Source organism: Sphingobium sp. IP1 (assembly GCF_002708645.1).
Taxonomy (GTDB): Bacteria; Pseudomonadota; Alphaproteobacteria; order Sphingomonadales; family Sphingomonadaceae; genus Sphingobium; species Sphingobium yanoikuyae.
On record NZ_NOIW01000017.1, the window covers coordinates 53,558 to 74,604 of the forward strand.

Annotated in this window: 20 protein-coding genes, 1 tRNA gene and 1 pseudogene; 7 read left to right on the forward strand and 15 right to left on the reverse strand. The window is 63.2% G+C overall.

Translation table 11 applies throughout. The features are described from left to right. Positions 1 to 9 precede the first annotated feature (9 nt). The 4 genes and pseudogenes from CG471_RS08290 to CG471_RS08305 all read right to left on the reverse strand — a co-directional run. Positions 10 to 354 (reverse strand): annotated as a pseudogene (locus CG471_RS08290) (ATP-binding protein); the annotation flags it as partial. 178 nt (positions 355 to 532) lie between these two features. Next, entirely contained in the window at positions 533 to 970 is a 438-nt protein-coding gene (locus CG471_RS08295; RefSeq protein WP_099231523.1) for an RES family NAD+ phosphorylase, read from the reverse strand. After that, a complete protein-coding gene (locus tag CG471_RS08300) occupies positions 967 to 1,395 on the reverse strand; it encodes an antitoxin Xre/MbcA/ParS toxin-binding domain-containing protein (RefSeq protein WP_069337036.1) in 429 nt (142 codons plus the stop codon). Before CG471_RS08300 ends, CG471_RS08295 begins: the two co-directional genes overlap by 4 nt. A gap of 486 nt (positions 1,396 to 1,881) precedes the next feature. Beyond that, a tRNA-Val gene (locus tag CG471_RS08305) sits at positions 1,882 to 1,956 on the reverse strand. 142 nt (positions 1,957 to 2,098) lie between these two features. On the opposite strand from CG471_RS08305, the gene CG471_RS08310 reads away from it, so the two are divergent. Beyond that, complete coding sequence (locus CG471_RS08310) at positions 2,099 to 2,227, forward strand: entericidin A/B family lipoprotein (protein WP_004207212.1); 129 nt, start codon at positions 2,099 to 2,101, stop codon at positions 2,225 to 2,227. 49 nt (positions 2,228 to 2,276) lie between these two features. Here the strand turns inward: CG471_RS08310 and CG471_RS08315 are convergent, their stop codons facing one another. Next, entirely contained in the window at positions 2,277 to 2,462 is a 186-nt protein-coding gene (locus CG471_RS08315; protein WP_004207213.1) for a hypothetical protein, read from the reverse strand. A gap of 183 nt (positions 2,463 to 2,645) precedes the next feature. On the opposite strand from CG471_RS08315, the gene hslV reads away from it, so the two are divergent. The 3 genes from hslV (at position 2,646) to CG471_RS08330 (ending at position 6,767) form a co-directional block, all read left to right on the forward strand. After that, positions 2,646 to 3,212 carry an ATP-dependent protease subunit HslV gene (gene hslV / locus CG471_RS08320; RefSeq protein ID WP_099231534.1) on the forward strand — a complete coding sequence of 189 codons (567 nt, stop codon included), beginning with the start codon at positions 2,646 to 2,648 and terminating at the stop codon, positions 3,210 to 3,212. A gap of 17 nt (positions 3,213 to 3,229) precedes the next feature. Beyond that, a complete protein-coding gene (hslU, locus tag CG471_RS08325; RefSeq protein WP_004207215.1) occupies positions 3,230 to 4,531 on the forward strand; it encodes an ATP-dependent protease ATPase subunit HslU in 1,302 nt (433 codons plus the stop codon). 112 nt (positions 4,532 to 4,643) lie between these two features. Next, positions 4,644 to 6,767: a S9 family peptidase gene (locus CG471_RS08330; RefSeq protein WP_099231535.1), complete on the forward strand. Its 2,124-nt coding sequence runs from the start codon at positions 4,644 to 4,646 to the stop codon at positions 6,765 to 6,767. A gap of 124 nt (positions 6,768 to 6,891) precedes the next feature. On the opposite strand, the gene proS is transcribed toward CG471_RS08330, so the two are convergent. The 3 genes from proS to phaR form a co-directional block, all read right to left on the reverse strand. Further along, entirely contained in the window at positions 6,892 to 8,418 is a 1,527-nt protein-coding gene (gene proS / locus CG471_RS08335; protein ID WP_099231536.1) for a proline--tRNA ligase, read from the reverse strand. 89 nt (positions 8,419 to 8,507) lie between these two features. After that, on the reverse strand, positions 8,508 to 8,852 hold the full coding sequence (locus CG471_RS08340) for a hypothetical protein (RefSeq protein ID WP_099231537.1): 345 nt from the start codon (positions 8,850 to 8,852) through the stop codon (positions 8,508 to 8,510). A gap of 6 nt (positions 8,853 to 8,858) precedes the next feature. Then, positions 8,859 to 9,437, reverse strand: a complete 579-nt coding sequence (phaR, locus tag CG471_RS08345) for a polyhydroxyalkanoate synthesis repressor PhaR (RefSeq protein WP_017502180.1) — start codon at positions 9,435 to 9,437, stop codon at positions 8,859 to 8,861. A 124-nt stretch (positions 9,438 to 9,561) separates the two neighbouring features. Here phaR and CG471_RS08350 point away from each other — a divergent pair, with 124 nt between their 5' ends. Beyond that, the gene (locus CG471_RS08350) at positions 9,562 to 10,536 is read left to right on the forward strand and encodes an alpha/beta fold hydrolase (protein ID WP_099231538.1); all 975 of its coding nucleotides are present in this window, start codon (positions 9,562 to 9,564) and stop codon (positions 10,534 to 10,536) included. Positions 10,537 to 10,586: 50 nt separating this feature from the next. Next, the gene (locus CG471_RS08355; protein WP_004207221.1) at positions 10,587 to 11,759 is read left to right on the forward strand and encodes an acetyl-CoA C-acetyltransferase; all 1,173 of its coding nucleotides are present in this window, start codon (positions 10,587 to 10,589) and stop codon (positions 11,757 to 11,759) included. 56 nt (positions 11,760 to 11,815) lie between these two features. Here the strand turns inward: CG471_RS08355 and alr are convergent, their stop codons facing one another. From alr to CG471_RS08375, 4 genes are all read right to left on the reverse strand, one after another. Next, positions 11,816 to 12,859 carry an alanine racemase gene (gene alr, locus CG471_RS08360; RefSeq protein WP_099231539.1) on the reverse strand — a complete coding sequence of 348 codons (1,044 nt, stop codon included), beginning with the start codon at positions 12,857 to 12,859 and terminating at the stop codon, positions 11,816 to 11,818. A 27-nt stretch (positions 12,860 to 12,886) separates the two neighbouring features. Then, the gene (locus CG471_RS08365) at positions 12,887 to 14,476 is read right to left on the reverse strand and encodes an MFS transporter (RefSeq protein WP_099231540.1); all 1,590 of its coding nucleotides are present in this window, start codon (positions 14,474 to 14,476) and stop codon (positions 12,887 to 12,889) included. Between the two features lie 133 nt (positions 14,477 to 14,609). Beyond that, positions 14,610 to 14,981 (reverse strand): tRNA-binding protein, encoded by a 372-nt coding sequence (locus tag CG471_RS08370; RefSeq protein ID WP_099231541.1) that lies wholly within the window; start codon positions 14,979 to 14,981, stop codon positions 14,610 to 14,612. A gap of 141 nt (positions 14,982 to 15,122) precedes the next feature. Next, positions 15,123 to 17,123 carry an acetyl/propionyl/methylcrotonyl-CoA carboxylase subunit alpha gene (locus tag CG471_RS08375; protein WP_099231542.1) on the reverse strand — a complete coding sequence of 667 codons (2,001 nt, stop codon included), beginning with the start codon at positions 17,121 to 17,123 and terminating at the stop codon, positions 15,123 to 15,125. Positions 17,124 to 17,341: 218 nt separating this feature from the next. Between CG471_RS08375 and CG471_RS30115 the strand changes: the two genes are divergently transcribed. Next, positions 17,342 to 17,608: a hypothetical protein gene (locus tag CG471_RS30115; protein ID WP_143560174.1), complete on the forward strand. Its 267-nt coding sequence runs from the start codon at positions 17,342 to 17,344 to the stop codon at positions 17,606 to 17,608. Here the strand turns inward: CG471_RS30115 and CG471_RS08385 are convergent. Genes CG471_RS08385 through scpA form a run of 3 tightly spaced genes read right to left on the reverse strand, consistent with a single transcriptional unit; the run spans position 17,577 to position 20,977 of the window. Next, positions 17,577 to 17,813, reverse strand: coding sequence for a hypothetical protein (locus CG471_RS08385; RefSeq protein ID WP_099231544.1), 237 nt, complete (start codon positions 17,811 to 17,813; stop codon positions 17,577 to 17,579). The genes CG471_RS30115 and CG471_RS08385 overlap by 32 nt on opposite strands. Continuing rightward, positions 17,810 to 18,823, reverse strand: a complete 1,014-nt coding sequence (bioB, locus tag CG471_RS08390; RefSeq protein ID WP_099231545.1) for a biotin synthase BioB — start codon at positions 18,821 to 18,823, stop codon at positions 17,810 to 17,812. The genes CG471_RS08385 and bioB overlap by 4 nt, the downstream gene beginning before the upstream one ends. After that, positions 18,824 to 20,977 (reverse strand): methylmalonyl-CoA mutase, encoded by a 2,154-nt coding sequence (scpA, locus tag CG471_RS08395; protein ID WP_099231546.1) that lies wholly within the window; start codon positions 20,975 to 20,977, stop codon positions 18,824 to 18,826. It abuts the gene before it with no gap. Between the last annotated feature and the right edge of the window lie 70 nt (positions 20,978 to 21,047).

The window sequence follows — 21,047 nt, forward strand, 5'->3', positions numbered from 1 at the left end:
GCGTAATTTTCAGGGTCTGGTTTTGGCCTTGCGGGCTCGGCGGTGAGCGAGGCGATAGCTTTCGCCATTCATCTCGAGGATGCTGACGTGATGGAACAGGCGATCGAGGAGCGCGCCTGTGAGACGCTTGGAGCCGAAAGTCTCGGTCCATTCGTCGAAGGGCAGGTTGCTGGTGATGAAGGTGGAGCCGCGTTAGTAGCGTTGGGAGATCAGTTCGAACAACAGTTCGGCGCCGGTCTTGGATAGCGGCACTAAACCCAGTTCGTCGATGATGAGCAGCTTGTATCCGACCATCTGCTTCTGGAAGCGCAGTAGACGCCGATCGTCACGGACCTCCATCATCTCGTTGACCAGGGTCTACTTGCATGTCACGGTCATGATCGCGGTGTCGCTGATCGTCTATCTGCGCATGCCCGACACGCGCAAAATCAGCCAAATTTGAACCGGACTTTGTTCACACGTCGCTGTAGAAGGGGTAGCCCGCTAAAAGCAGCCTTCGGCCAGCAAAGCCAGCATGGGGGCGAGGGCGACGCTATGCCAAAAGTCGCGGATCAATCTGGAACGGTTCGTTCCTTACGATGGCTACTGCGGCCATCTGGGGATGGAGTACATTGATAAGAATATTCCACTCCTGAGGGACGACGACGCTCCGAACCTGCATGATGAGATGACCGCCCCTCCTCAGGAACGCGTTGCCAGCTTCCAAACAGGCGTCATCATCGGTCGGGCTTGGATCGAGTCTTTGAATTGAGGCGCTGTCGGGAACTTCGATCGTCAGAAGGCGCAGATCATCGGGAAGCAATTCGGCTGGCAGATCGAGGTGAACGAGCACCTCCAGAACGGCAAGACTGGGCGTCGCCGCAGCATAGACCATTGGCCTTCCGGCGGAATTCCAGCGCCCGCCCCAAAGACGTGCGCCCTCGCCATCGAGAGCAACATGGGCGGCCTTGCATAAACGATAGAGGATCACGCAGCGATACCGTGCCCAATCCGACCAAGAAGCGCCTCAACGGCGCGCGCGCCACGATCAGTGTCAGCCATGGCAAGGGGGGTCTCCCCCTCAAGCGCGCGGTTCTGACGATTGAGCCATTCCTGCGCCTTGCCGGCAGTGCCGAAGGTCTCCTCAGCAGCTGCGACAATGCTCACCACCCGCAGTAGACGATCCGATTCGTCCTGTTCAAGCAATTGCTCATTCTTCTTTCGGCGCTTGAAAGTCCTAAGGCTGAGCACCTTGGGCTCGAGCGCATTGAAGTTGAGCCCCGAGGTAAGGAGGAAATGATCGACCGCCTCGGTCGGGACGCCTCGACGAATGAGCCGAACAACATCCCGCTCATTGTGGAGCGGGCCGGTCAGAGCCTCTCCGCCAAGCAGCTCCTGGATCCTTTCCACTGACATAAGTACCTCACAAAATGCCGATCAAAAATCGGCAGATTGCAATCTAGGTGAAAATTCGGGCTCCTTCAAGCCGCCTCCCCTTCCATTGAGTAGCAGCCGGGTCTGAGCGTGCCTATCTCCATGCTTGGGCGGGGTCGAACCATGCACGAGTATAGCGAACTCTTCATCGGCCACTTATCTCTACAGCAGCGGCACTCGCGCGCGAGCAGACATCGGGATGCCTTTCAAGTTGGCTGTGACTGCTGGCACTAAAAATCCCTAGCCCAGCGTCAAACCCGATATCTGCAAACCGACTTGCTCCCCGGGGCCTCTGGCCGAGAGGCAATGCCAAATCTCCGCAGAACAGCAGCCCTCCCTCATCGAGCATGTCGACCCGACATTCGATCGCGCGAATCGAGAGAGTGATTCGCCGCCAATTTGCGGGCGACCATTGTTTCATGGATTTTTCATGGATCGACCATGTTTCAACCTAAGTCGTTGAAATCATGGTGGGCGCGACAGGGATTGAACCTGTGACCCCACCCGTGTGAAGGGTGTGCTCTACCGCTGAGCTACGCGCCCCCTGTAAGGAGGAGGCGGCCTTTCGCATCCGATGCCTGACCTGTCAAGCGCCGCCTTGCAGCTTTTTGGAAATTATCTCTGTCCAGCGCGTTTGGCCGCATTATACAGGCCCGACCAACATAGATCAGAAAGTGCATCATCCATGCGTCAGACCGTCGCTCTCGTCCTTGCCTCCATGCTCCTGTCCGCGCTCGCCGCCTGCAACACGGTGCAGGGCGTCGGCCGTGACATCGAATCGGTCGGCACCGCCGGCAAGGAAGTCATTCACTGATAGCGGAGACACTGGTAACGGAGACGGGGCGGCGTCCTGCCGCCCTGCATCATTGCAGGATGCGTGGAAAGGCCGACTTCTTGCGCAGCCGCACACCGTCGCAATCCGGCTCGCCGCATTCGCACGCCTCGATCGCATAGCGCACGCCACACATCACCAGAACATCCTGGTCGAACGAATAGTTGGCAATACCCGCGCGCTCGACCTTTTCTTGTGCTCTGGCCTTGAGAGTCATGAGTAGCTTCCCTCCATTTGGGACGACCGACAATGATTGCTGCGTTGCACAATGTCAATTCATCGACATTGGTTCCTTAACCGACAGTCAGAAATCGTCCCGCAAATCGCACGTTTCGGCGGCGGCCTCGTGTTTCTACATAGACGCTTGCAGCGCTTGACTGCCGCTCCCATATGCGGGGTCATGAATGACCATAACCGCTCGTCCATGCCGGTCTGGCATGGCACCACCATCATGTCGGTCCGCAAGAATGGAAAGGTCGTCGTCGCCGGCGATGGCCAGGTTTCCATGGGCCAGACCGTGATGAAGCCCAATGCGCGCAAGGTACGCCGCCTGCATGACGGCAGCGTCATCGGCGGCTTCGCCGGCGCCACCGCCGACGCCTTCACTTTGTTCGAGCGGCTCGAAGCCAAGCTGGAACGCCATAATGGCCAGTTGATGCGCGCCGCCGTCGAACTCGCCAAGGACTGGCGCACCGACAAATATCTCCGCAACCTGGAAGCGATGATGATTGTCGCGGACAAGGACGTGACCCTGATCCTGACCGGCAATGGCGACGTGCTCGAGCCTTTGGGCGGCGTCGCCGCGATCGGCTCGGGCGGCAATTATGCCCTCGCCGCCGCCCGCGCGCTGGTGGGATATGAGGAAGATGCCGAAACCCTCGCCCGCAAGGCGATGGGCGTGGCGGCGGATATCTGCGTCTACACCAACGACCAGCTCACCATCGAAACGCTCGACAGCGCAGCCTGAGATTTCAAGAAAAGACCATGAACGACAATCTGACCCCCAAAGCCATCGTCGCCGCGCTCGACGCGCATATCATCGGCCAGCATGATGCCAAGCGCGCCGTCGCCGTCGCGCTGCGCAACCGCTGGCGCCGCCAGCACCTGCCCGCCGACCTGCGCGACGAGGTGACGCCCAAGAATATCCTGATGATCGGGCCGACGGGCTGCGGCAAGACCGAGATCAGCCGTCGCCTGGCGAAGCTGGCCGACGCGCCCTTCGTCAAAGTCGAAGCCACCAAGTTCACCGAGGTCGGCTATGTCGGTCGCGACGTGGAACAGATCGTCCGTGATCTGGTCGAGGAAGCGGTGCGGCTGGAAAAGGACCGTCGCCGCGAAGCCGTGCGCGAAGCCGCGTCGGAAGCGGCTATGGCCCGCCTGCTCGATGCGCTGACCGGCAAGGATGCCAGCGAAGCCACCCGCCTCTCCTTCCGTCAGAAGATCGAGGGCAACCAGATGAACGATGTCGAGGTGGAGGTGGAAGTCGCCGACACCCCGTCGATGCCGATGGAAATCCCCGGCATGGGCGGCCAGGTCGGCATGATCAACCTCAGCGACATGATGTCCAAGGCCTTTGGCCAGCAGCAGAAGAAGCGCCGCAAGATGCGCGTCGCCGACGCCTGGGACAAGCTGGTGGAGGAAGAGCAGGACAAGCGCCTCGACCAGGACGATGTCGCCCGCGTCGCCATCACCAGCGCCGAGCAGAATGGCATCGTCTTCCTCGACGAGATCGACAAGATCGCCGTCAGCGACGTGCGCGGCGGGTCGGTCAGCCGTGAAGGCGTGCAGCGCGACCTGCTGCCGCTGATCGAGGGCACGACCGTTTCGACCAAATATGGCCCGCTCAAGACGGACCATATTCTCTTCATCGCGTCGGGCGCCTTCCATGTGGCCAAGCCCAGCGACCTGCTGCCCGAGCTTCAGGGCCGCCTGCCGATCCGGGTGGAGCTGAAGGCGCTGACCGAGGAGGATTTCGTCGCGATCCTGTCCGACACCAAGGCCAGCCTTGTTGCGCAATATCGCGCGCTGCTGGCAACCGAGGAAGTGACGATCGACCTGACGCCCGAGGGCATCCGTGCCGTCGCGAAGATCGCCGCCGAGGTGAACAGCGAGGTAGAGAATATCGGCGCCCGCCGCCTGCAGACCGTCATGGAAAAGCTGCTGGAGGATGTGAGCTTCGAGGCGGAGGATCGCCGCGGCGAGACGCTGGTGATCGATCAGGCCTATGTCGACAAGCAATTGTCGGCCGTCGCCCATGACACCGACCTCAGCAAATATGTGCTGTAACTGAACGCATAGCTTAAATTCGGGCCGGCCATTGCTTTTGGCCGGCCCGGATCATCTTTCCCCCTGCCCGCCATCATGTCAGCCTCCGCCATGCGATTCGCAGGGAGGGAATATGATCCGCACTTCGGCCTGGCTCATGGCGAGCCTCAGCATTGCCGCACTGTCCACCACCGCCGAGGCGCAGACCGCCCCCAAACCACCCGTCGCGGCAAAGAAGCCGCATGAAGTGAAGGCGCCCTTCGGCGCGACGCGGCAGGATCCTTATTATTGGTTGCGCGACGACAGCCGCAAGAACCCCGAGATGCTCGCCTATCTGGCGGCGGAAAATGCCTATGCCGACGCGCTGCTGGCGCCGACCAAGCCGTTGCAGGACAAGCTCTTTGCCGAAATCACCGGCCGCATCAAACAGGACGACAGCAGCGTCCCCTATCGCAAGAAGGGCTACTGGTATTATAGCCGCTTCGAGACCGGCGGCGACTATCCCATCGTCGCCCGGCGCAAGGGCAGCATGGACGCGCCCGAGCAGATATTGCTCGACGAGCCCGGGATGGGCGCGGGCAAGGGCTATTTCGCGATCGGTGGCAAGGAAGTCAGCCCCGACGACAGACTGCTCGCCTATGCCGAGGATCTGGTCGGCCGCCGCCAATATGTGATCCGGGTCAAGGGACTCGCTGACGGCAAGCTACTGAGCGACGAAATCCCCAATGCCGAACCTGATTTCGCCTGGGCCGATGACAGCAAGACGATCTTCTATGTCGAGAAAGACCCGACCACCCTGCTCGGCAAGCGGGTGAAGGCGCATGTTCTGGGAACGCCTGTCGGCGCCGATCGGCTGGTCTATGAGGAGAAGGACGATAGCTTCTACATGGGCCTCAAGACGACGACGTCGGATAAGTTCATCTGCATCGTCCTGCAATCGACCGTCAGCAATGAGGAGCGCTGCGCCCCGTCCGCCAATCCGGCAAGCTTCACGCCGCTCGCCCCGCGCGAACGCGACTTCCTCTACAGCAGCGACAATGTGGGCGGCCAATGGACGATCCGCACCAACTGGCAGGCCCCCAATTACCGGCTGATGACCGTATCGGACGCCGATGCCGCCAAGGGCCGCGCCGCCTGGACGGACATCGTGCCGACCAGCGCCAACGTCTTCATCGAGAATTTCCAGCCCTTCGACAGTTTCCTCGCGATCGAGGAACGCTCGGAAGGCAATAAGCGCCTGCGCCTGCTCACCAAGGCCGGCAAGAGCAGCTTCGTCAATGCCGACGAGCCCGCCTATGCCATGGCGCTGGACGTCAATGCCGAAAGCGGCACGCCCTGGGTCCGCTACACCTATGACAGCCTGCGCACGCCCGAAACCACCTATGAGGTGAATGTTGACACGGGCGAACGCAAGATACTGAAGGTCCAGGAGGTAAAGGGCTATGATCCCGCCAAATATGTGACCGAACGGGTCTGGGCGACCGCGCGCGACGGCACGAAGGTCCCGGTCTCGCTCATCTACGCCAAGGGCTTCCAGAAGAATGGCTCGGCCCCGCTCTACCAATATGCCTATGGCAGCTATGGCTATTCGACCGATCCGGCCTTTTCGCCCCTGCTCCCCAGCCTGCTCGATCGCGGCGTGGTCTATGCCATCGCGCATATTCGCGGCGGCCAGGAAATGGGTCGCCAATGGTATGATGACGGCCATCTCAAGAACAAGATGAACAGCTTCACCGACTTTATCGACGTGACGCGCGCGCTGGTGGATCAGGGCTATGCGAAGAAGGGCCGCGTCGCCGCGATGGGCGGCAGCGCCGGCGGCCTGCTGATGGGTGCGGTCGCGAACATGGCGCCCCAGGACTATAAGGTCATCATCGCGCAGGTACCGTTCGTGGATGTCGTGACCACCATGCTCGACCCGACCATCCCGCTCACCACCGGCGAATATGACGAATGGGGCAATCCCGAGCAGAAATCCTGGTATGATGTAATGCTGGCTTATTCGCCCTACGATCATGTCGAGGCGAAGGCCTATCCCAGCCTGTTCGTCGGCACCGGCCTATGGGACAGCCAGGTCCAATATTATGAACCGACCAAATGGGTCGCCAAGCTGCGCGCGACCAAGACCAACAGCAACCCGCTGGTCTTCCGCATCAACATGGAGGCCGGCCATGGCGGCAAGTCGGGCCGCTTCCGCCGCTATCGCGACCAGGCGGAATATAGCGCCTTCGCGCTGGAGCAATTCGGGGTGGAGTAACGCTTGCTCCCCTCCCTTCCAGGGAGGGGCCGGGGGTGGGTCTGCCGCGTAGCGGCAGCGAAAGGCTCGCTTCGCTCGCTACCCACCCCTTAATCCCCTCCCTAAAAGGGAGGGGAAATAATATTTAGTAGCTGCGGCCCACCAGCACGCGCTCGACGGCAGTGCCGCCGGTGAAGATGCAGGCGCCGTCCGCCGCTTCGGCGTCGGTCGGCACGTTGCGCAGGGTGAGCTTCTCGCCCTTGAGCCACTGCACGACCTTCTCCAGTTCCGCGCCGGTCGGCTTGGCCCACTGGACCAGCGCCCAGCCGGGGTTCTTGCTGGCTTTGAAATAGGCCTTGAGCGCGTCAAGGTCGGTGATCGACTTGTCGATATTGCCGTCCAGACGCGCCTTGGCATCGGCGAACAGCGACATCTGGATATCCTCCAGCATCGCGGTCGCACCGGCAACGAAATCGCCCTTGGCGACGATCTGGCTGTCGAGCTTGCCATCCGCGCGATAGAGGCGATCGCGGCGGATGACCGAGACATTGCCACCGGCCACATCGCGGCCGCCCACTTCGATCACGATCGGCGCGCCCTTCTTGACCCAGCCCCAGCGCTTGGTCGCGGCCTTGGACGGGCGCTTGTCGAGCAGCGCGCGGACCGGCTCACGGAACACATCCAGCCCGTTCAGCTGGTTCACCAGATCGGTGCAATAATCGACGATCGCGGCATCTTCCTCGGTATCGCGCAGCATCGGCACGACCACGACCTGATAGGGCGCGACGCGCGGCGGCACGCGCAGGCCATCATCGTCGCCATGCACCATGATCAGGCCGCCGATCATCCGGGTCGACATGCCCCAGCTGGTGGTCTGGGCCAGTTCCTGCTGCCCTTCGGCATTCTGGAACTTGATATTCTGCGCCTGGCTGAAGGTCGTGCCCAGGAAGTGCGAGGTGCCGGCCTGCAGCGCCTTGCCGTCCTGCATCATCGCCTCGATCGAATAGGTCGCGACGGCGCCGGGGAAACGCTCATTCTCCGGCTTCTCGCCCGCGACGACCGGCAGGCCGACACATTCCTCAGCAAAGCTGCGATAGACTTCGAGCATCTTCATCGTCTCTTCCATCGCCTCATCGACGGTCGAGTGCGCAGTATGGCCTTCCTGCCACAGAAATTCGCTGGTGCGCAGGAACATGCGGGTGCGCATTTCCCAGCGGACGACGTTCGCCCACTGGTTGATCAGCACCGGCAGGTCGCGCCAGCTCTGGACCCAGCGGCTGAAGGCGGCGCCGATCACGGTTTCCGACGTCGGGCGCACGACCAGCGGCTCTTCCAGCTTCGCTTCGGGATCGGGCACCATCTTGCCGTCCTTCTGGATCAGGCGATGATGGGTGACGACCGCCATTTCCTTGGCGAAGCCGTCGACATGCTCGGCTTCCTTCTCGAAATAGGAGAGCGGAATGAACAGCGGGAAATAGCAATTTTCGTGGCCGGTCTGCTTGATCCGCGCATCAAGCAGGGTCTGGATCCGTTCCCAGATGCCATAGCCCCAGGGACGGATCACCATGCAGCCGCGCACGCCGCTTTCCTCGGCCATGTCGGCTTCGGTGATGACGGCCTGATACCAGGCAGCGAAATCCTGTTCGCGGGTAACGTTAAGGGCGTGTTTCACGGGGTCTGTCGCCTGTATTGAAGTGGATGGGGCGCCATAGGCCAGACCCGCCATCCCTGTCGACCCCCAAGCATCGCGTCGGGCGGGGTTCAGTCGGCGTCGGCGCCCAGTCGTTCCAGCCAGGCCTTCGCCTGCTTGGGCTCGCCCACCGCATCAGCCGCCGGCTTGCCGCGCGCGGCCAGAAACTGTTGGTGCAAGTCAAAGCCTTCGAGACCCAACTGTTCTCGCAGCCGATCTATATCGGCTGCCAGCTCTTCCAGCTGATCCACCATGGGCTTGGCGTTTTCACGCGTCCATCGGTCACTGTTATGGCCAAACAGGCCCCAGCGCCCGCCAGCGGTCACGCGCAGCGCCGCAATCAGCGCCGCGCGATATTCCTCTTCCAGTTCCGCCCGGCGGATATCCAGGCGCTCCAGTCTATCCGCCTTGGCCATGGTGGATCAGCTCAGCTTGTCGATCTTCGCATTGAGCGCAGCCAGCTGCGCCTTCAGGACGGCGATCTCGTCATCCTTGCTTTCTTCGGTCGCCGCCGGCGTCGGGCTGGGCGTGGCGCCCGGCATGCCCGGAACGCCATTGCCGAACGCGCTCGCCGCGGCCTCGAACATCTGCATGTTGCGCTTGGCAATCTCGGCCAGCGGGCCACCACCAAAGGCGCCCTTCATGGCTTCCTGGAACTGCTGCTGGTTCTTGCGGAAGGCGTCCATCGACGCTTCGAGATATTGCGGCACCATCGACTGCATGGAATCGCCATACATGGCGATCAACTGGCGCAGGAAGTTGACCGGCAGCATGTTCTTGCCGCGCTGTTCTTCTTCCATGATGATCTGGGTCAGGACATTATGCGTGATGTCCTCGCCGGTCTTCGCGTCGACGACGACGAACTCGCGCCCCTCGCGGGTCATCTGCGACAAAAGGTCCAGCGTGATATAACTTGAAGTTTCGGTGTTATAGAGCCGCCTGTTAGCGTACTTCTTGATAACCACCGGTTCGGATTCATTAGCAGCCTTCGATTTGGCCATGCCTGTCTCTCCCTCACCTGCTCATCCCGCATTAGCACAGGGCGATGCCGCGCCGCAACATGGCCCGCGTCCTTTACCCCTTTTTCTCAACATTTTATGGCGCGAAACAGAGCATGATCCTGATTTGCGTCGCCGCGCCTTCATCGGCCTGCGTCGCTATCAGGAGGCGCAGCGTCCGTCCCCACCACCACCATGCCCCATCGCCGCAACGGCGGGCAGTGCCCGGTTGCTGCGGTATCAGGCTGATTTGGCACCGGAAAACGATCGGGCGCCGGTTGTCTTCATCCCCTCCCTGATCAACCCGCCCCAGGTGCTGGACCTGTCGGAAAGCCGCTCCATGCTGCGCCATATGGCCGCAGCGGGCCATGACGCCTATCTGGTCGATTGGGGCGCGCCGACGGCCGCCGACCGCAGCCTCGGCCTGGACAAGCATGTCACCGACCGCCTCATCCCGATGCTCGCTGCATTGCGGCGCCCACCGATCCTGGTCGGCTATTGCCTGGGCGGCACGATCGCCATTGCAGCCGCAGCATTGCATAGGGTCGCAGCCTTAGCGACGATCGCCTCACCCTGGGACTTTGCCGGCTTCCCGCCCGCCGACCTTGCCGAGATCGCCGCCCTGTGGCGCGGCGCGAAGCCGGTGTGCGACCGGCTCGGCTATGTGCCGATGGAGGCGCTGCAATCGGGCTTCTGGGCGCTCGATCCGCAGCGGACCGTGCAGAAATATGCGGCCTTCGCCGACATGGCCCCCGACTCCGACGAGGAACGCGCCTTCCTCGCGGTCGAGGACTGGGCCAATGAAGGCGCACCGCTCACCTATGCCGCCGGGCAGCAATTGTTCGAGATGCTCTATGCGGCAAATGCGAGCGGGCGAAAGGAATGGCACATTGACGGGACCGTCATAGACCCGGTCTCGCTCCCCTGCCCCAGCTTGTCGATCGCTTCGGCAACCGATCGAATCGTGCCCGCCGCGGCCGCCCCGTCCCTTACGGAAAGCCGGATATTGAACCTTGGCCATGTCGGCATGATATTGAGCCAGCGGGCACCCGACATGCTGTGGCATCCGCTGTCCCTTTGGCTTTCCCGCCATGGCGGATGATGTTATGTGCGCCTGCGAAAACAACATTACCACTAGTGAGGATCGAGCCTTTGTCAGACATCGTCATTACCGCCGCCAAGCGTACCGCCGTGGGCAGTTTCATGGGCGCCTTCGGCACGACTCCGGCACATGAACTGGGCCGCCAGGCCATCCTTGCCGCGCTGGCACAGGCCGCCGTCGCGCCCGAAGAAGTGGACGAAGTGATCCTGGGCCAGATCCTCACCGCAGGCCAGGGCCAGAACCCCGCCCGCCAGGCCGCCGTCAACGCCGGCATCCCGGTCGAGCGCACCGCCATCGGCCTCAACCAGCTGTGCGGATCGGGCCTGCGCGCCGTCGCGCTCGCGGCACAGGCGATCAAGGCCGGCGACGCCCGTATCATGGTCGCCGGTGGCCAGGAAAGCATGTCGCTCGCCCCCCATGCCCAGATGCTGCGCGGCGGCACCAAAATGGGCCCGGTCAGCTTTGTCGACACGATGATCCATGACGGCCTGACCGACGCGTTCCAGGGCTATCATATGGGCATCACCGCCGAGAACCTGGCCGAGAAATATCAGATCAGCCGCGAAGCCCAGGACGAGTTCGCCGTCGCCAGCCAGAACAAGGCGGAAGCCGCGCGCGCATCGGGCCGCTTCGCCGACGAAATCCTGCCCGTGACGATCAAGGGCCGCAAGGGCGACACCATCGTCGACCAGGACGAATATATCCGCGCCGGCGCCACGATCGAAGCGCTGCAAGGCCTGCGCCCGGCCTTCAAGAAGGACGGCACCGTGACCGCCGGCAATGCCAGCGGCATCAATGACGGCGCCGCCGCGCTGGTGGTGATGAGCGCCGATGAAGCCGCCAAGCGCGGCGCCACCATCCTCGGCCGCATCGCCAGCTTCGCCACCTGCGGCGTCGATCCGTCGATCATGGGCATCGGCCCGGCCCCGGCCAGCCGCAAGGCGCTGGAAAAGGCCGGCTGGTCGGTCGCTGACCTGGACCTCATCGAAGCGAACGAAGCCTTTGCCGCGCAGGCTCTGGCCGTGGGCCAGGAACTGGGCTGGGATCCGGCCAAGGTCAATGTCAATGGCGGCGCGATCGCGATCGGCCATCCGGTCGGCGCATCGGGCGCGCGCGTGCTGACCACCCTGCTCTATGAAATGGCGAAGCGCGACGCGAAGAAGGGCTTGGCCACCCTCTGCGTCGGCGGCGGCATGGGTGTGTCGATGTGCATCGAGCGCTGAGCGCCAGCGACTGAATAGCGAAGGGCGCCGGTCTCGTGATCGGCGCCCTTTTCGCATCAGGTCCAAATCCGGTCGAACCGTTTGCCGAGGCCCGTCAGCAGCTCATATTGCGACAGGCCCGACGCCTGCGACGCCTGCGGCAGATCATAGTCGATCGTCAGCCAGTCGCCCTCCGCAACGTCCGGGCGGGCGCCAACATCGACGGCCAGCAGGTCCATCGAGACCCGGCCCAGCACCGGCAGGCGGATGCCATCGACCAGCGCCGCACCGCGCCCCGAAAAGCCGCGCAGATAGCCGTCGGCATAGCCGATGTTGAGGATCGCGATCTCCAGATCGCGCTCGGCGCGATGGGTGGCGTTATAGCCGATCGTGTCGCCGGCGATCACCGCGCGACGCTGCAATATCTGGGCCTGCGGCTGGACGACCGGGCGGAGATGCGGCACCGCATCGGGATGCGGCACGCCGCCATAAAGGGCGATACCCGGCCGGGTCAGGTCGAAGCCATAGTCCGCGCCCATGCAGATGCCTGCGCTGTTGGCGAGACTGTAGCGCTGCGCGGGCACTGCGGCCAGAACATCCCGGAAACGGGCCAGTTGCGTCGGGTTGAGATCGCTGTCCTCGTCCGCAGACGCGAGATGACTGAGCAGCGTCACGATCTCCAGCCCCGAAACCAGTTCGCTGAGGTCGGCGCGCCAGTCGAGGCCGAGCCGGTTCATGCCGGTATCGATCATCAGGTCGCAGGCGCCGCCACCTGCCGCCTTCCAGCGCGCCACCTGCCCCGGCGTACAGAGCACCGGCCGGGCCCGCGAGGCCAGCGCCTGCGCCATATCCTCGTCGCGCACGCCGTGCAGGACGGCGAAGTTCACACCGTCCATCTGCGCTTCGAGCGCTGCAGCCTCGCCCCAGTTGGACACGAAGAAATCGCGACAGCCCGCATCTTTCAGCCGCTGCATGACGCCGGCCGCACCCAGCCCATAGCCATCGGCCTTGATCGCCGCGCCACAGGCCGGGGCGCCGCCCTGCCGCGCCAGCCAGCGCCAGTTGGAAAGCAGCGCATCGCCATCGAGGCGCAGGCGGAGCGGAGCAATATAGCCAGTCATTGCCCGCAGCCGATAGCGCGCCGGGGCTCAGGCGTCGAGGGGGCGTCCTTTCGTTTCCGGCAAGGCGACGAGGCAGGTGACCAGCGCCAGCGCCACCACAACGATCGTGTACCACAGCCCGGCATAGGGATCGCCTGTCCGCGCGACGATATATTGGCTGACCAGCGGCAGGAAACCGCCGAAATAGCCGGTGCCGATATGATAGGGAATGGAGAGCGAACTGTAGCGGATGCGCGCCGGGAAATATTCCGACAGAAGCGCCGCGACCGGGCCATAGGTCGCACCCGACAGGGTCCAGAGCAATAGCAACGCAGCGAACAGCATCAGCGCACGCGGCCAGTCGGGGCGGACAACACCGAAATCATAGCCCTGCGCCGTCAGCGCCGCATCGATCCCGTCACTGCTGAGGTCCGCCACGGCCACGCCGCCGATGCTGACCGCCGGGGCCGCACCGCTGCGCTTGTCATAGGGGATGCCGCGCTTGGAAAAATGATCGAGCAGCTTGCCGCAGGCGGTCGGCTGTATCTTGGCGAAGGGATCGAACCGGCAATCGGGACCGCTCACCACCACCGGCGCCCGTGCAGCCGCCTGCGTCAGCGCCGGGTTCGCGGTCGCGCCCATGAACTGGTAGAGCGGCATGACCAGCAGCAGCACCAGTGCATAGCCGATGACGATCGGCTTCTTGCGCCCGATCCGGTCCGACAGCCAGCCGAAGAAGATGAAGCTCGCCATGCCGGCAAAGGCGCTGCCGCCGACCAGCAACTGGGCGACGCCCGGCGCGACATGCAGGCCGCTTTGCAGGAAATAGAGCGCCTGGAACATCACCGTATAGGCGATCACGGTGAAACCCGCGGCGATGCCGATCATCGCCACCAGCATCCGCTTCCTGTTGCCCGGCGCAGTGAAGGCTTCCTTCAGCGGGTTCTTCGCCTGTTGCCCGGCCTTCTTCATCGCGGTGAAGACCGGGCTTTCGCGCAGCATCAGCCGCATCCACAACGAAATGGCGAGCAGCGCCAGCGAGAAGATGAAGGGAATGCGCCAGCCCCAGGCGTCCCAAACCTCCATGCCGACGATCCACTGGGTGCCGACCACGACGATCAGCGACAGGATGAAGCCGCCGATAACCCCGGCCTGGATGAAGCTGGTATAGAAGCCGCGCTTTCCGGCCGGCGCATGTTCGGCGACATAGATGGCCGCGCCGCCATATTCGCCGCCCAGCGCCAGCCCCTGCGCGATGCGGAGCAGGATCAGGATGACCGGCGCGGCGACGCCGATGCTGGCTGCCGACGGGGTCAACCCGACGCCCGCCGTCGCCAGCCCCATCAGGACGATGGTGGCAAGGAACGTATATTTGCGCCCCAGCCGATCGCCCAGATAGCCGAACAGCATCGCGCCCAGCGGCCGGAAGCCGAAGCCGATCGCGAAGCCGGCCAGCGAATAGAGAAGTTCGACGGTCGGATTGTCGGTCGGGAAGAAGGTGCGGCCGATGATCGGCGCCAGCACACCGTAGATGTAGAAATCATACCATTCGAACACCGTGCCGAGTGCCGAAGCGGTGATGACCAACCGGTCCCGCTTCGCATCCATCACATAGTCGCCCCCGACCGCCTGCGTCATCCCGCCCCCTTAACTTCGCATATTTCCCGTATATTTTGACATCTTCATGCGCCAACGGGAAAGGAAATTTCCAACAGCACGCGCATGGCCGTCATGCGGACGGCATAGCATGGCCCCCCTTTGTAGGACAGGTTCAGAACAGCCGCGAACCATTGGGCACGGGTTTGTCGGGCGCGAACAGCATGACGGCGCCGGCCGCATCGGCGAAACCCAGGGTCAGCACTTCCGACATGAACTTGCCGATCTGGCGCGGCGGGAAATTGACCACGGCGGCGACCTGTCGGCCGGGCAGCTCTTCCAGTGGGTGATTTTCGGTGATCTGCGCGCTGGACTTCTTGTGACCGATCGTCGGGCCGAAATCGATCAACAGCTTGTAGGCGGGCTTGCGCGCCTCGGGATAGGGTTCGGCCGCCACGATCGTACCGACGCGAATATCCACTTTCAGGAAATCGTCGAAGGCGATCGGGTCGGCGGCGGGGGCGTTGGGGTCGTGGGTCAGGTGCATGCAGGAACTCCATCTCCTCCCCGCCTGCGGGGAGGTGCGGCGAAGCCGACGGAGGGGGCGTGCCCCAAATGCGAGGCCGCGTCCAGAAGCATCCCCCCTCCACCACTTCGTGGTCCCCCTCCCCGTTCCGGGGAGGAATGCTTACTCCAGTTCCAGGATCACCGCGTCGACCGGCAGGCTTTCGCCCTGGGCCGCCGACACGCTCTTGACCGTGCCCGCCTTGCCAGCGCGCAGGATATTCTCCATCTTCATTGCCTCGATCACGGCGAGCGGCTGGCCGATCTCGACCTTGTCGCCCTGCTTGACGTTGAGTGCGACCAGCAGGCCGGGCATCGGGCAGATGAGGAACTTGGAGAGATCGGGCGGGATCTTTTCGATCATGTGCGCGGCATAGGGCGCGGCGTGGGCGGGCAGGATGCGCAGCTTGTGGCTCGCCCCGTGCGCCGTCAGCACGAAGCCCGACCGCATCGGCGCGATCCGCACCGCCAGCTGCCCCTCGCCAAATTCCGCCTCGATCAGGCGATCGCCGGGCGTATATTCCAGCGCCATGTCGATGCTCTCGCCATCGACCGTCACTTCGTCGCCGTCGATCACGACATCATGAACGGCGTCGCCGATCTTCACCTGCCAGCCGGTGGGCGGGGCAAGACGCTTGCCAAGCTGCCCATCGATGCGGCGGGCGCGGTCGGCCTGTGCCATCGCTGCGAAGGCGCCGATCGCGGACAGGCGCTGGAGCAATTCCGGCGAGGCCGGCGCGCCATGGAAGCCCTCGGGATATTCCTCCGCGATGAAGCCGGTGGTGATGTTGCCGGAGCGGAAGCGCTCATGCTGCATCAGCGCGGACACGAAATCGATATTATGGCCCGGCCCTTCGATCTCGAACTTGTCGAGTGCCTCGATCTGCTTGTCGATGGCTTCGAGGCGCGTGGGTGCCCAGGTGATCAGCTTGGCAATCATCGGATCGTAGAAGATCGACACTTCGCCGCCTTCCTGCACGCCGTCATCCACCCGGATCAGCGCGCCGCTCTCATCCGTGCCGGTTTCGGGCGGATTATAGCGGATCAGGCGGCCGGTGGACGGCAGGAAGCCGCGATAGGGGTCTTCGGCATAGACGCGGTTCTCGATCGACCAGCCGTTGATCTTCACGTCCGCCTGGCCGAAGGACAATTTCTCGCCATTGGCGACGCGGATCATCTGTTCGACCAGGTCGACGCCGGTGATTTCCTCGGTGACGGGATGTTCGACCTGAAGCCGGGTGTTCATTTCGAGGAAGTAGAAGCCGTCGCCGGTCTTGTCCTCGCCGCTGACGATCAGTTCGACCGTGCCGGCGCTGAAATAGCCGACCGCGCGGGCCAGGGCGACGCACTGTTCGCCCATCTTCTTGCGCATTTCGGGGCTGACGAAGGGCGACGGCGCTTCCTCGACCACCTTCTGGTGGCGGCGCTGGATCGAACATTCGCGCTCGTTCAGGTAAACGATATTGCCATGCTGGTCGCCCAGTATCTGAATTTCGATATGGCGCGGGCTTTCGATGAACTTCTCGATGAAGACGCGGTCGTCGCCAAAGCTGTTGAGGCCTTCGCGCTTGGTCGCCTCAAAGCCTTCGCGGACGTCCTGTTCGGAGTAGGCCAGGCGCATACCCTTGCCGCCGCCGCCGGCCGAGGCCTTCATCATCACCGGATAGCCGATCTCGTTGGAGATGCGGACGGCGTGCTCGGTGTCGTCGATCACGCCGACGAAACCGGGCACGACGTTGACGCCCGCTTCCATCGCCAGCTTCTTGGATTCGATCTTGTCGCCCATCGCGGCGATGGCATTTGCGGGCGGGCCGACGAAGATGATGCCCTCCGCGTCCAGCGCCTTGCGGAAGCTCTCGCGCTCGGACAGGAAGCCATAGCCGGGATGGACCGCATCGGCGCCGGTGGCCTTGCACGCCTCAATAATCTTGTCGGCGATCAGATAGGATTGGGCGGCGGGCGGCGGGCCGATATGGACGGCTTCATCGGCCATCAGCACATGCGGCGCGCGGGCGTCGGCATCGGAATAGACCGCGACGGTCTTGATGCCCATCTTCTTGGCCGTGCGCATGACACGACACGCAATTTCGCCACGGTTCGCGATCAGGATCTTGGTGATTGCCATTATATTTCCTGTCCCAGTCCTATCCTATCAGCCGTTCGGGCTGAGCCTGTCGAAGCCCCGTTCCTTCTCACCTCTCTTCTCGAAGAGAAGTAAGGCCCTTCAACAAGCTCAGGGCGAACGGGAGTTGAGATTTGTCGCTACTGCCGCCGTTTGACTGCCCAACTGGCGACCCATGCAAGAGCCAGAAGAAAGATCAGCAATGCGACAAAGATATTGATATGAATGACATCGCCGAAACCGAAGGTCAGACGCCACGCGAACAATCCAAGGCGCGCAAGAGCGGCAATACCAAGGGCAATCCACGCAAGCGTCAGAACCTGTTTCACTCGGCCGCCCCCAACTCTATCGTCATGCCGGACTTGATCCGGCATCCCGCTTTCTTTCCGCACGACCGTAAAGAAGAAGCGGGACCCCGGCTCAAGGCCGGGGTGACGAAACTGAACGGATGCACGGTCACTCATCCACTCCCGACAACTGCGCCTTGAAGAAAATCACCGACAAGCCAGCGAACAGGACAAAGACAATTGCCATCACGATGCCGATCGGCGTCGGATCGCAGACTTCAGCCGTGTCCGGCGACATTCCGCACACTCGAATGGCACCCATCACGATCACGATCGACGCGATGGCCCAGTAAGCGATACTGAGCACCACGAAGAGCATGATCTTGCGGCCGCCGGGTTTCGTCACTCCGCCGCCTCCAACTCGACCTTCACTTCCGCCTGCATCGGCACGACGCCGAGCTTGGCGAACAGCGCCGCGTCGGCATTGTCGCCGGCGTTGGCGGTGGTCAGCAGCTTGTCGCCGGTGAAGATGCTGTTCGCGCCGGCCATGAAGCAGAGCGCCTGGCAACTATCGGTCATGCTTTCGCGACCCGCGGACAGACGCACCATGCTTTCCGGCATCACGATCCGCGCGACCGCGACCGTGCGCACGAACTCGATCTCGTCGATCTTCGCCAGTGGCGTGTCGGCCAGCATATTGCCCAGCACCGTGCCCTTGACCGGGACCAGCGCGTTGATGGGCACGCTCTGCGGATGGACCGGCAGCACGGCCAGCGCGTGGAGGAAGCCGACGCGATCCTCGCGCGCCTCGCCCATGCCGACGATGCCGCCCGAGCAGACGTTGATGCCCGAATTGCGGACATTTTCCAGCGTCACCAGACGATCGTCAAAGGTCCGGGTGGTGATGACCTTCTCATAATGTTCGGGCGAGGTGTCGATATTATGGTTGTAATAATCGAGACCGGCTTCCGCGAGCATATCGGCCTGGCTTTCGCTGAGCATCCCCAGCGTCATGCAGGTTTCCATGCCCATCTGGCGCACGCCCTTCACCATCTCGACGATGGCGGGCATGTCGCGATCCTTGGGGTTGCGCCAGGCCGCGCCCATGCAGAAGCGCGAAGACCCCGCGTCCTTCGCCTGCGCCGCCGCCTGCATCACCGCCTGCACGCTCATCAGCTTTTCGGCCTTCAGCCCGCTTTCCGCCGAGGCCGACTGGTTGCAGTAACCGCAATCCTCCGGGCAGCCGCCGGTCTTGATCGACAGCAGCGTCGACAACTGCACCTCGTTGCGCGGGAAGTTGGCGCGGTGGATCGACTGCGCTTCGAACATCAGGTCGTTGAACGGCAGGTCGAACAGCGCGGCGATTTCCTCGCGCGTCCAGTCGTTGCGGGCGGTCAGGGTGCAGGGGGTATTCATTTACGCAGCTTCCTCTAGCCCCGCCGGGGGCATGTTGTGGCCGAGCAGGCGCAGCACATCGGCGGCGCACTCCACGACATTGGAACCCGGCCCATAAATGCCCTGAACCCCTGCGTCACGAAGATAGTCATAATCCTGCGGCGGGATGACACCGCCTGCGATCACCTTGATGTCGCTACGGCCGTGGTCGCGCAGCCGGTTGATCAGTTCGGGGATCAGCGTCTTGTGCCCGGCGGCGAGCGACGATGCGCCGACCACATCGACGCCGCTGTCGAGCGCCAGCACCACCGTTTCCTCCGGCGTCTGGAACAAGGGGCCGGACACGACATCAAAGCCCATGTCGCCGAAAGCCGACGCGATGATGTTGGCGCCCCGGTCGTGCCCGTCCTGCCCCATCTTGGCGACGAGGAGTTTGGGCTTGCGGCCGAGGCGCCGTTCGACGGCCTGCACCCCGTCGAGAACCTGTTTCCAGCGGCTGTCATCCTTGTAGGGCGCGCCATAGACGCCCTTCACCGGCGTCGGCTGGGTGCCATAGCGGTTGAAGCTGTCTTCCATGGCGGCGGAGATTTCGCCCAGCGTGGCGCGCGCGCGGGCGCACTCGACGGCGTGGGCGAGGAGGTTCGTCTCGATCGACTGCGGCGCGGCGGCTGCATCGCGCAGCGATTGCAGCGCGGCCTGACAGGCATCCTCGTCGCGCTCGGCCTTCACCCGGTTGATCCGGGCGATCTGGGCTTCGCGGACCTTGGTATTGTCGACTTCGAGGGTTTCGAGCAGATCCTCGTTCGCCAGCCGATATTTGTTGACGCCGACGATGACATCCTCGCCCCGGTCGACGCGGGCCTGACGGGCGGCCGCCGCAGTCTCGATCATCGCCTTGGGCCAGCCGGCGCCCACGGCCTTGGCCATGCCGCCTTCGGCTTCCACGCGGTCGATGATTTCCTGCGCGGCGTCGACCAGCTGCTGGGTCAGCGCCTCGATATAATAGCTGCCGCCCAGCGGATCGACGACATTGCACATGCCGGTCTCTTCCTGGATGACGATCTGCGTGTTGCGCGCGATGCGCGCGGAAAAGTCGGTCGGCAGCGCAATCGCCTCGTCCAGCGCATTGGTGTGCAGCGACTGGGTGCCGCCCAGCATCGCCGCCATCGCCTCGATGGTGGTGCGCATGACGTTGTTGTAGGGGTCCTGCTCGGTCAGCGAGACGCCCGACGTCTGGCAATGGGTGCGCAGCATCTTGGAGCGCTCATCCTGCGCGCCGAGCTTGGTCATGACGCGATGCCACAGCACGCGCGCGGCGCGCAGCTTGGCGATCTCCATGAAGAAGTTCATGCCGATGGCGAAGAAGAAGCTCAGCCGCCCGGCAAACTTGTCGATATCGAGCCCGCTCGCCACGCCATAGCGCACATATTCCGCGCCATCGGCGATGGTGAACGCCAGCTCCTGCACCTGTGTCGCGCCAGCTTCCTGCATATGATAGCCGGAGATGGAGATGCTGTTGAACTTGGGCATCTCGCGCGACGTATAGCCGAAAATGTCCGAGATGATCCGCATTGAGGGTTCGGGCGGGTAGATATAGGTGTTGCGGACCATGAACTCCTTGAGGATGTCATTCTGGATGGTCCCGTCGAGCAGCTTGCGCTCGACCCCCTGCTCCTCGCCCGCGACGATGAAGAAGGCAAGGATCGGGATCACCGCGCCGTTCATGGTCATCGACACGCTCATCTTGTCGAGCGGGATGCCGTCGAACAGGATCTTCATGTCCTCGATCGTGTCGATCGCCACGCCCGCCTTGCCAACGTCGCCGACGACGCGCGGATGGTCGCTGTCATAGCCGCGATGGGTGGCTAGGTCGAAGGCGACCGAGAGGCCCTTCTGCCCGGCGGCGAGGTTGCGGCGATAGAAGGCGTTGGATTCCTCGGCGGTCGAGAAGCCCGCATATTGGCGGATGGTCCAGGGGCGGCCCGCATACATGGACGCCCGCACGCCGCGGGTGAAGGGGGCGAAGCCCGGCAGGCCCGGATCGACGGTCACATCCTCGGCCGTATAGAGCGGCTTCACCACGATACCCTCCGGGGTATCCCAGTTCAGATCCTTGCCCTTCACTTCCTTGGCGGCAGCGGCGGCCCACTGGTCCAATGTCGGCTTCTCGGTCATCCTAGTCCCTACCTTATTCCTCTCCCGCAGGCGGGAGAGGATACGCAGGCTTGCCAACTTGTTGGCTAGC

What these genes read in the sequence shown, in the direction of transcription:
- CG471_RS08300 (WP_069337036.1), bottom strand. Translation starts at nt 1,395, where the DNA reads ATGTCAGTGGAAAGGATCCAGGAGCTGCTTGGCGGAGAGGCTCTGACC.
- CG471_RS08310 (WP_004207212.1), top strand. Translation starts at nt 2,099, where the DNA reads ATGCGTCAGACCGTCGCTCTCGTCCTTGCCTCCATGCTCCTGTCCGCG.
- CG471_RS08315 (WP_004207213.1), bottom strand. Translation starts at nt 2,462, where the DNA reads ATGACTCTCAAGGCCAGAGCACAAGAAAAGGTCGAGCGCGCGGGTATT.
- hslV (WP_099231534.1), top strand. Translation starts at nt 2,646, where the DNA reads ATGAATGACCATAACCGCTCGTCCATGCCGGTCTGGCATGGCACCACC.
- hslU (WP_004207215.1), top strand. Translation starts at nt 3,230, where the DNA reads ATGAACGACAATCTGACCCCCAAAGCCATCGTCGCCGCGCTCGACGCG.
- CG471_RS08330 (WP_099231535.1), top strand. Translation starts at nt 4,644, where the DNA reads ATGATCCGCACTTCGGCCTGGCTCATGGCGAGCCTCAGCATTGCCGCA.
- CG471_RS08340 (WP_099231537.1), bottom strand. Translation starts at nt 8,852, where the DNA reads ATGGCCAAGGCGGATAGACTGGAGCGCCTGGATATCCGCCGGGCGGAA.
- phaR (WP_017502180.1), bottom strand. Translation starts at nt 9,437, where the DNA reads ATGGCCAAATCGAAGGCTGCTAATGAATCCGAACCGGTGGTTATCAAG.
- alr (WP_099231539.1), bottom strand. Translation starts at nt 12,859, where the DNA reads ATGACTGGCTATATTGCTCCGCTCCGCCTGCGCCTCGATGGCGATGCG.
- CG471_RS08365 (WP_099231540.1), bottom strand. Translation starts at nt 14,476, where the DNA reads ATGACGCAGGCGGTCGGGGGCGACTATGTGATGGATGCGAAGCGGGAC.
- CG471_RS08370 (WP_099231541.1), bottom strand. Translation starts at nt 14,981, where the DNA reads ATGCACCTGACCCACGACCCCAACGCCCCCGCCGCCGACCCGATCGCC.
- CG471_RS08375 (WP_099231542.1), bottom strand. Translation starts at nt 17,123, where the DNA reads ATGGCAATCACCAAGATCCTGATCGCGAACCGTGGCGAAATTGCGTGT.
- CG471_RS30115 (WP_143560174.1), top strand. Translation starts at nt 17,342, where the DNA reads ATGAATGACATCGCCGAAACCGAAGGTCAGACGCCACGCGAACAATCC.
- bioB (WP_099231545.1), bottom strand. Translation starts at nt 18,823, where the DNA reads ATGAATACCCCCTGCACCCTGACCGCCCGCAACGACTGGACGCGCGAG.
- scpA (WP_099231546.1), bottom strand. Translation starts at nt 20,977, where the DNA reads ATGACCGAGAAGCCGACATTGGACCAGTGGGCCGCCGCTGCCGCCAAG.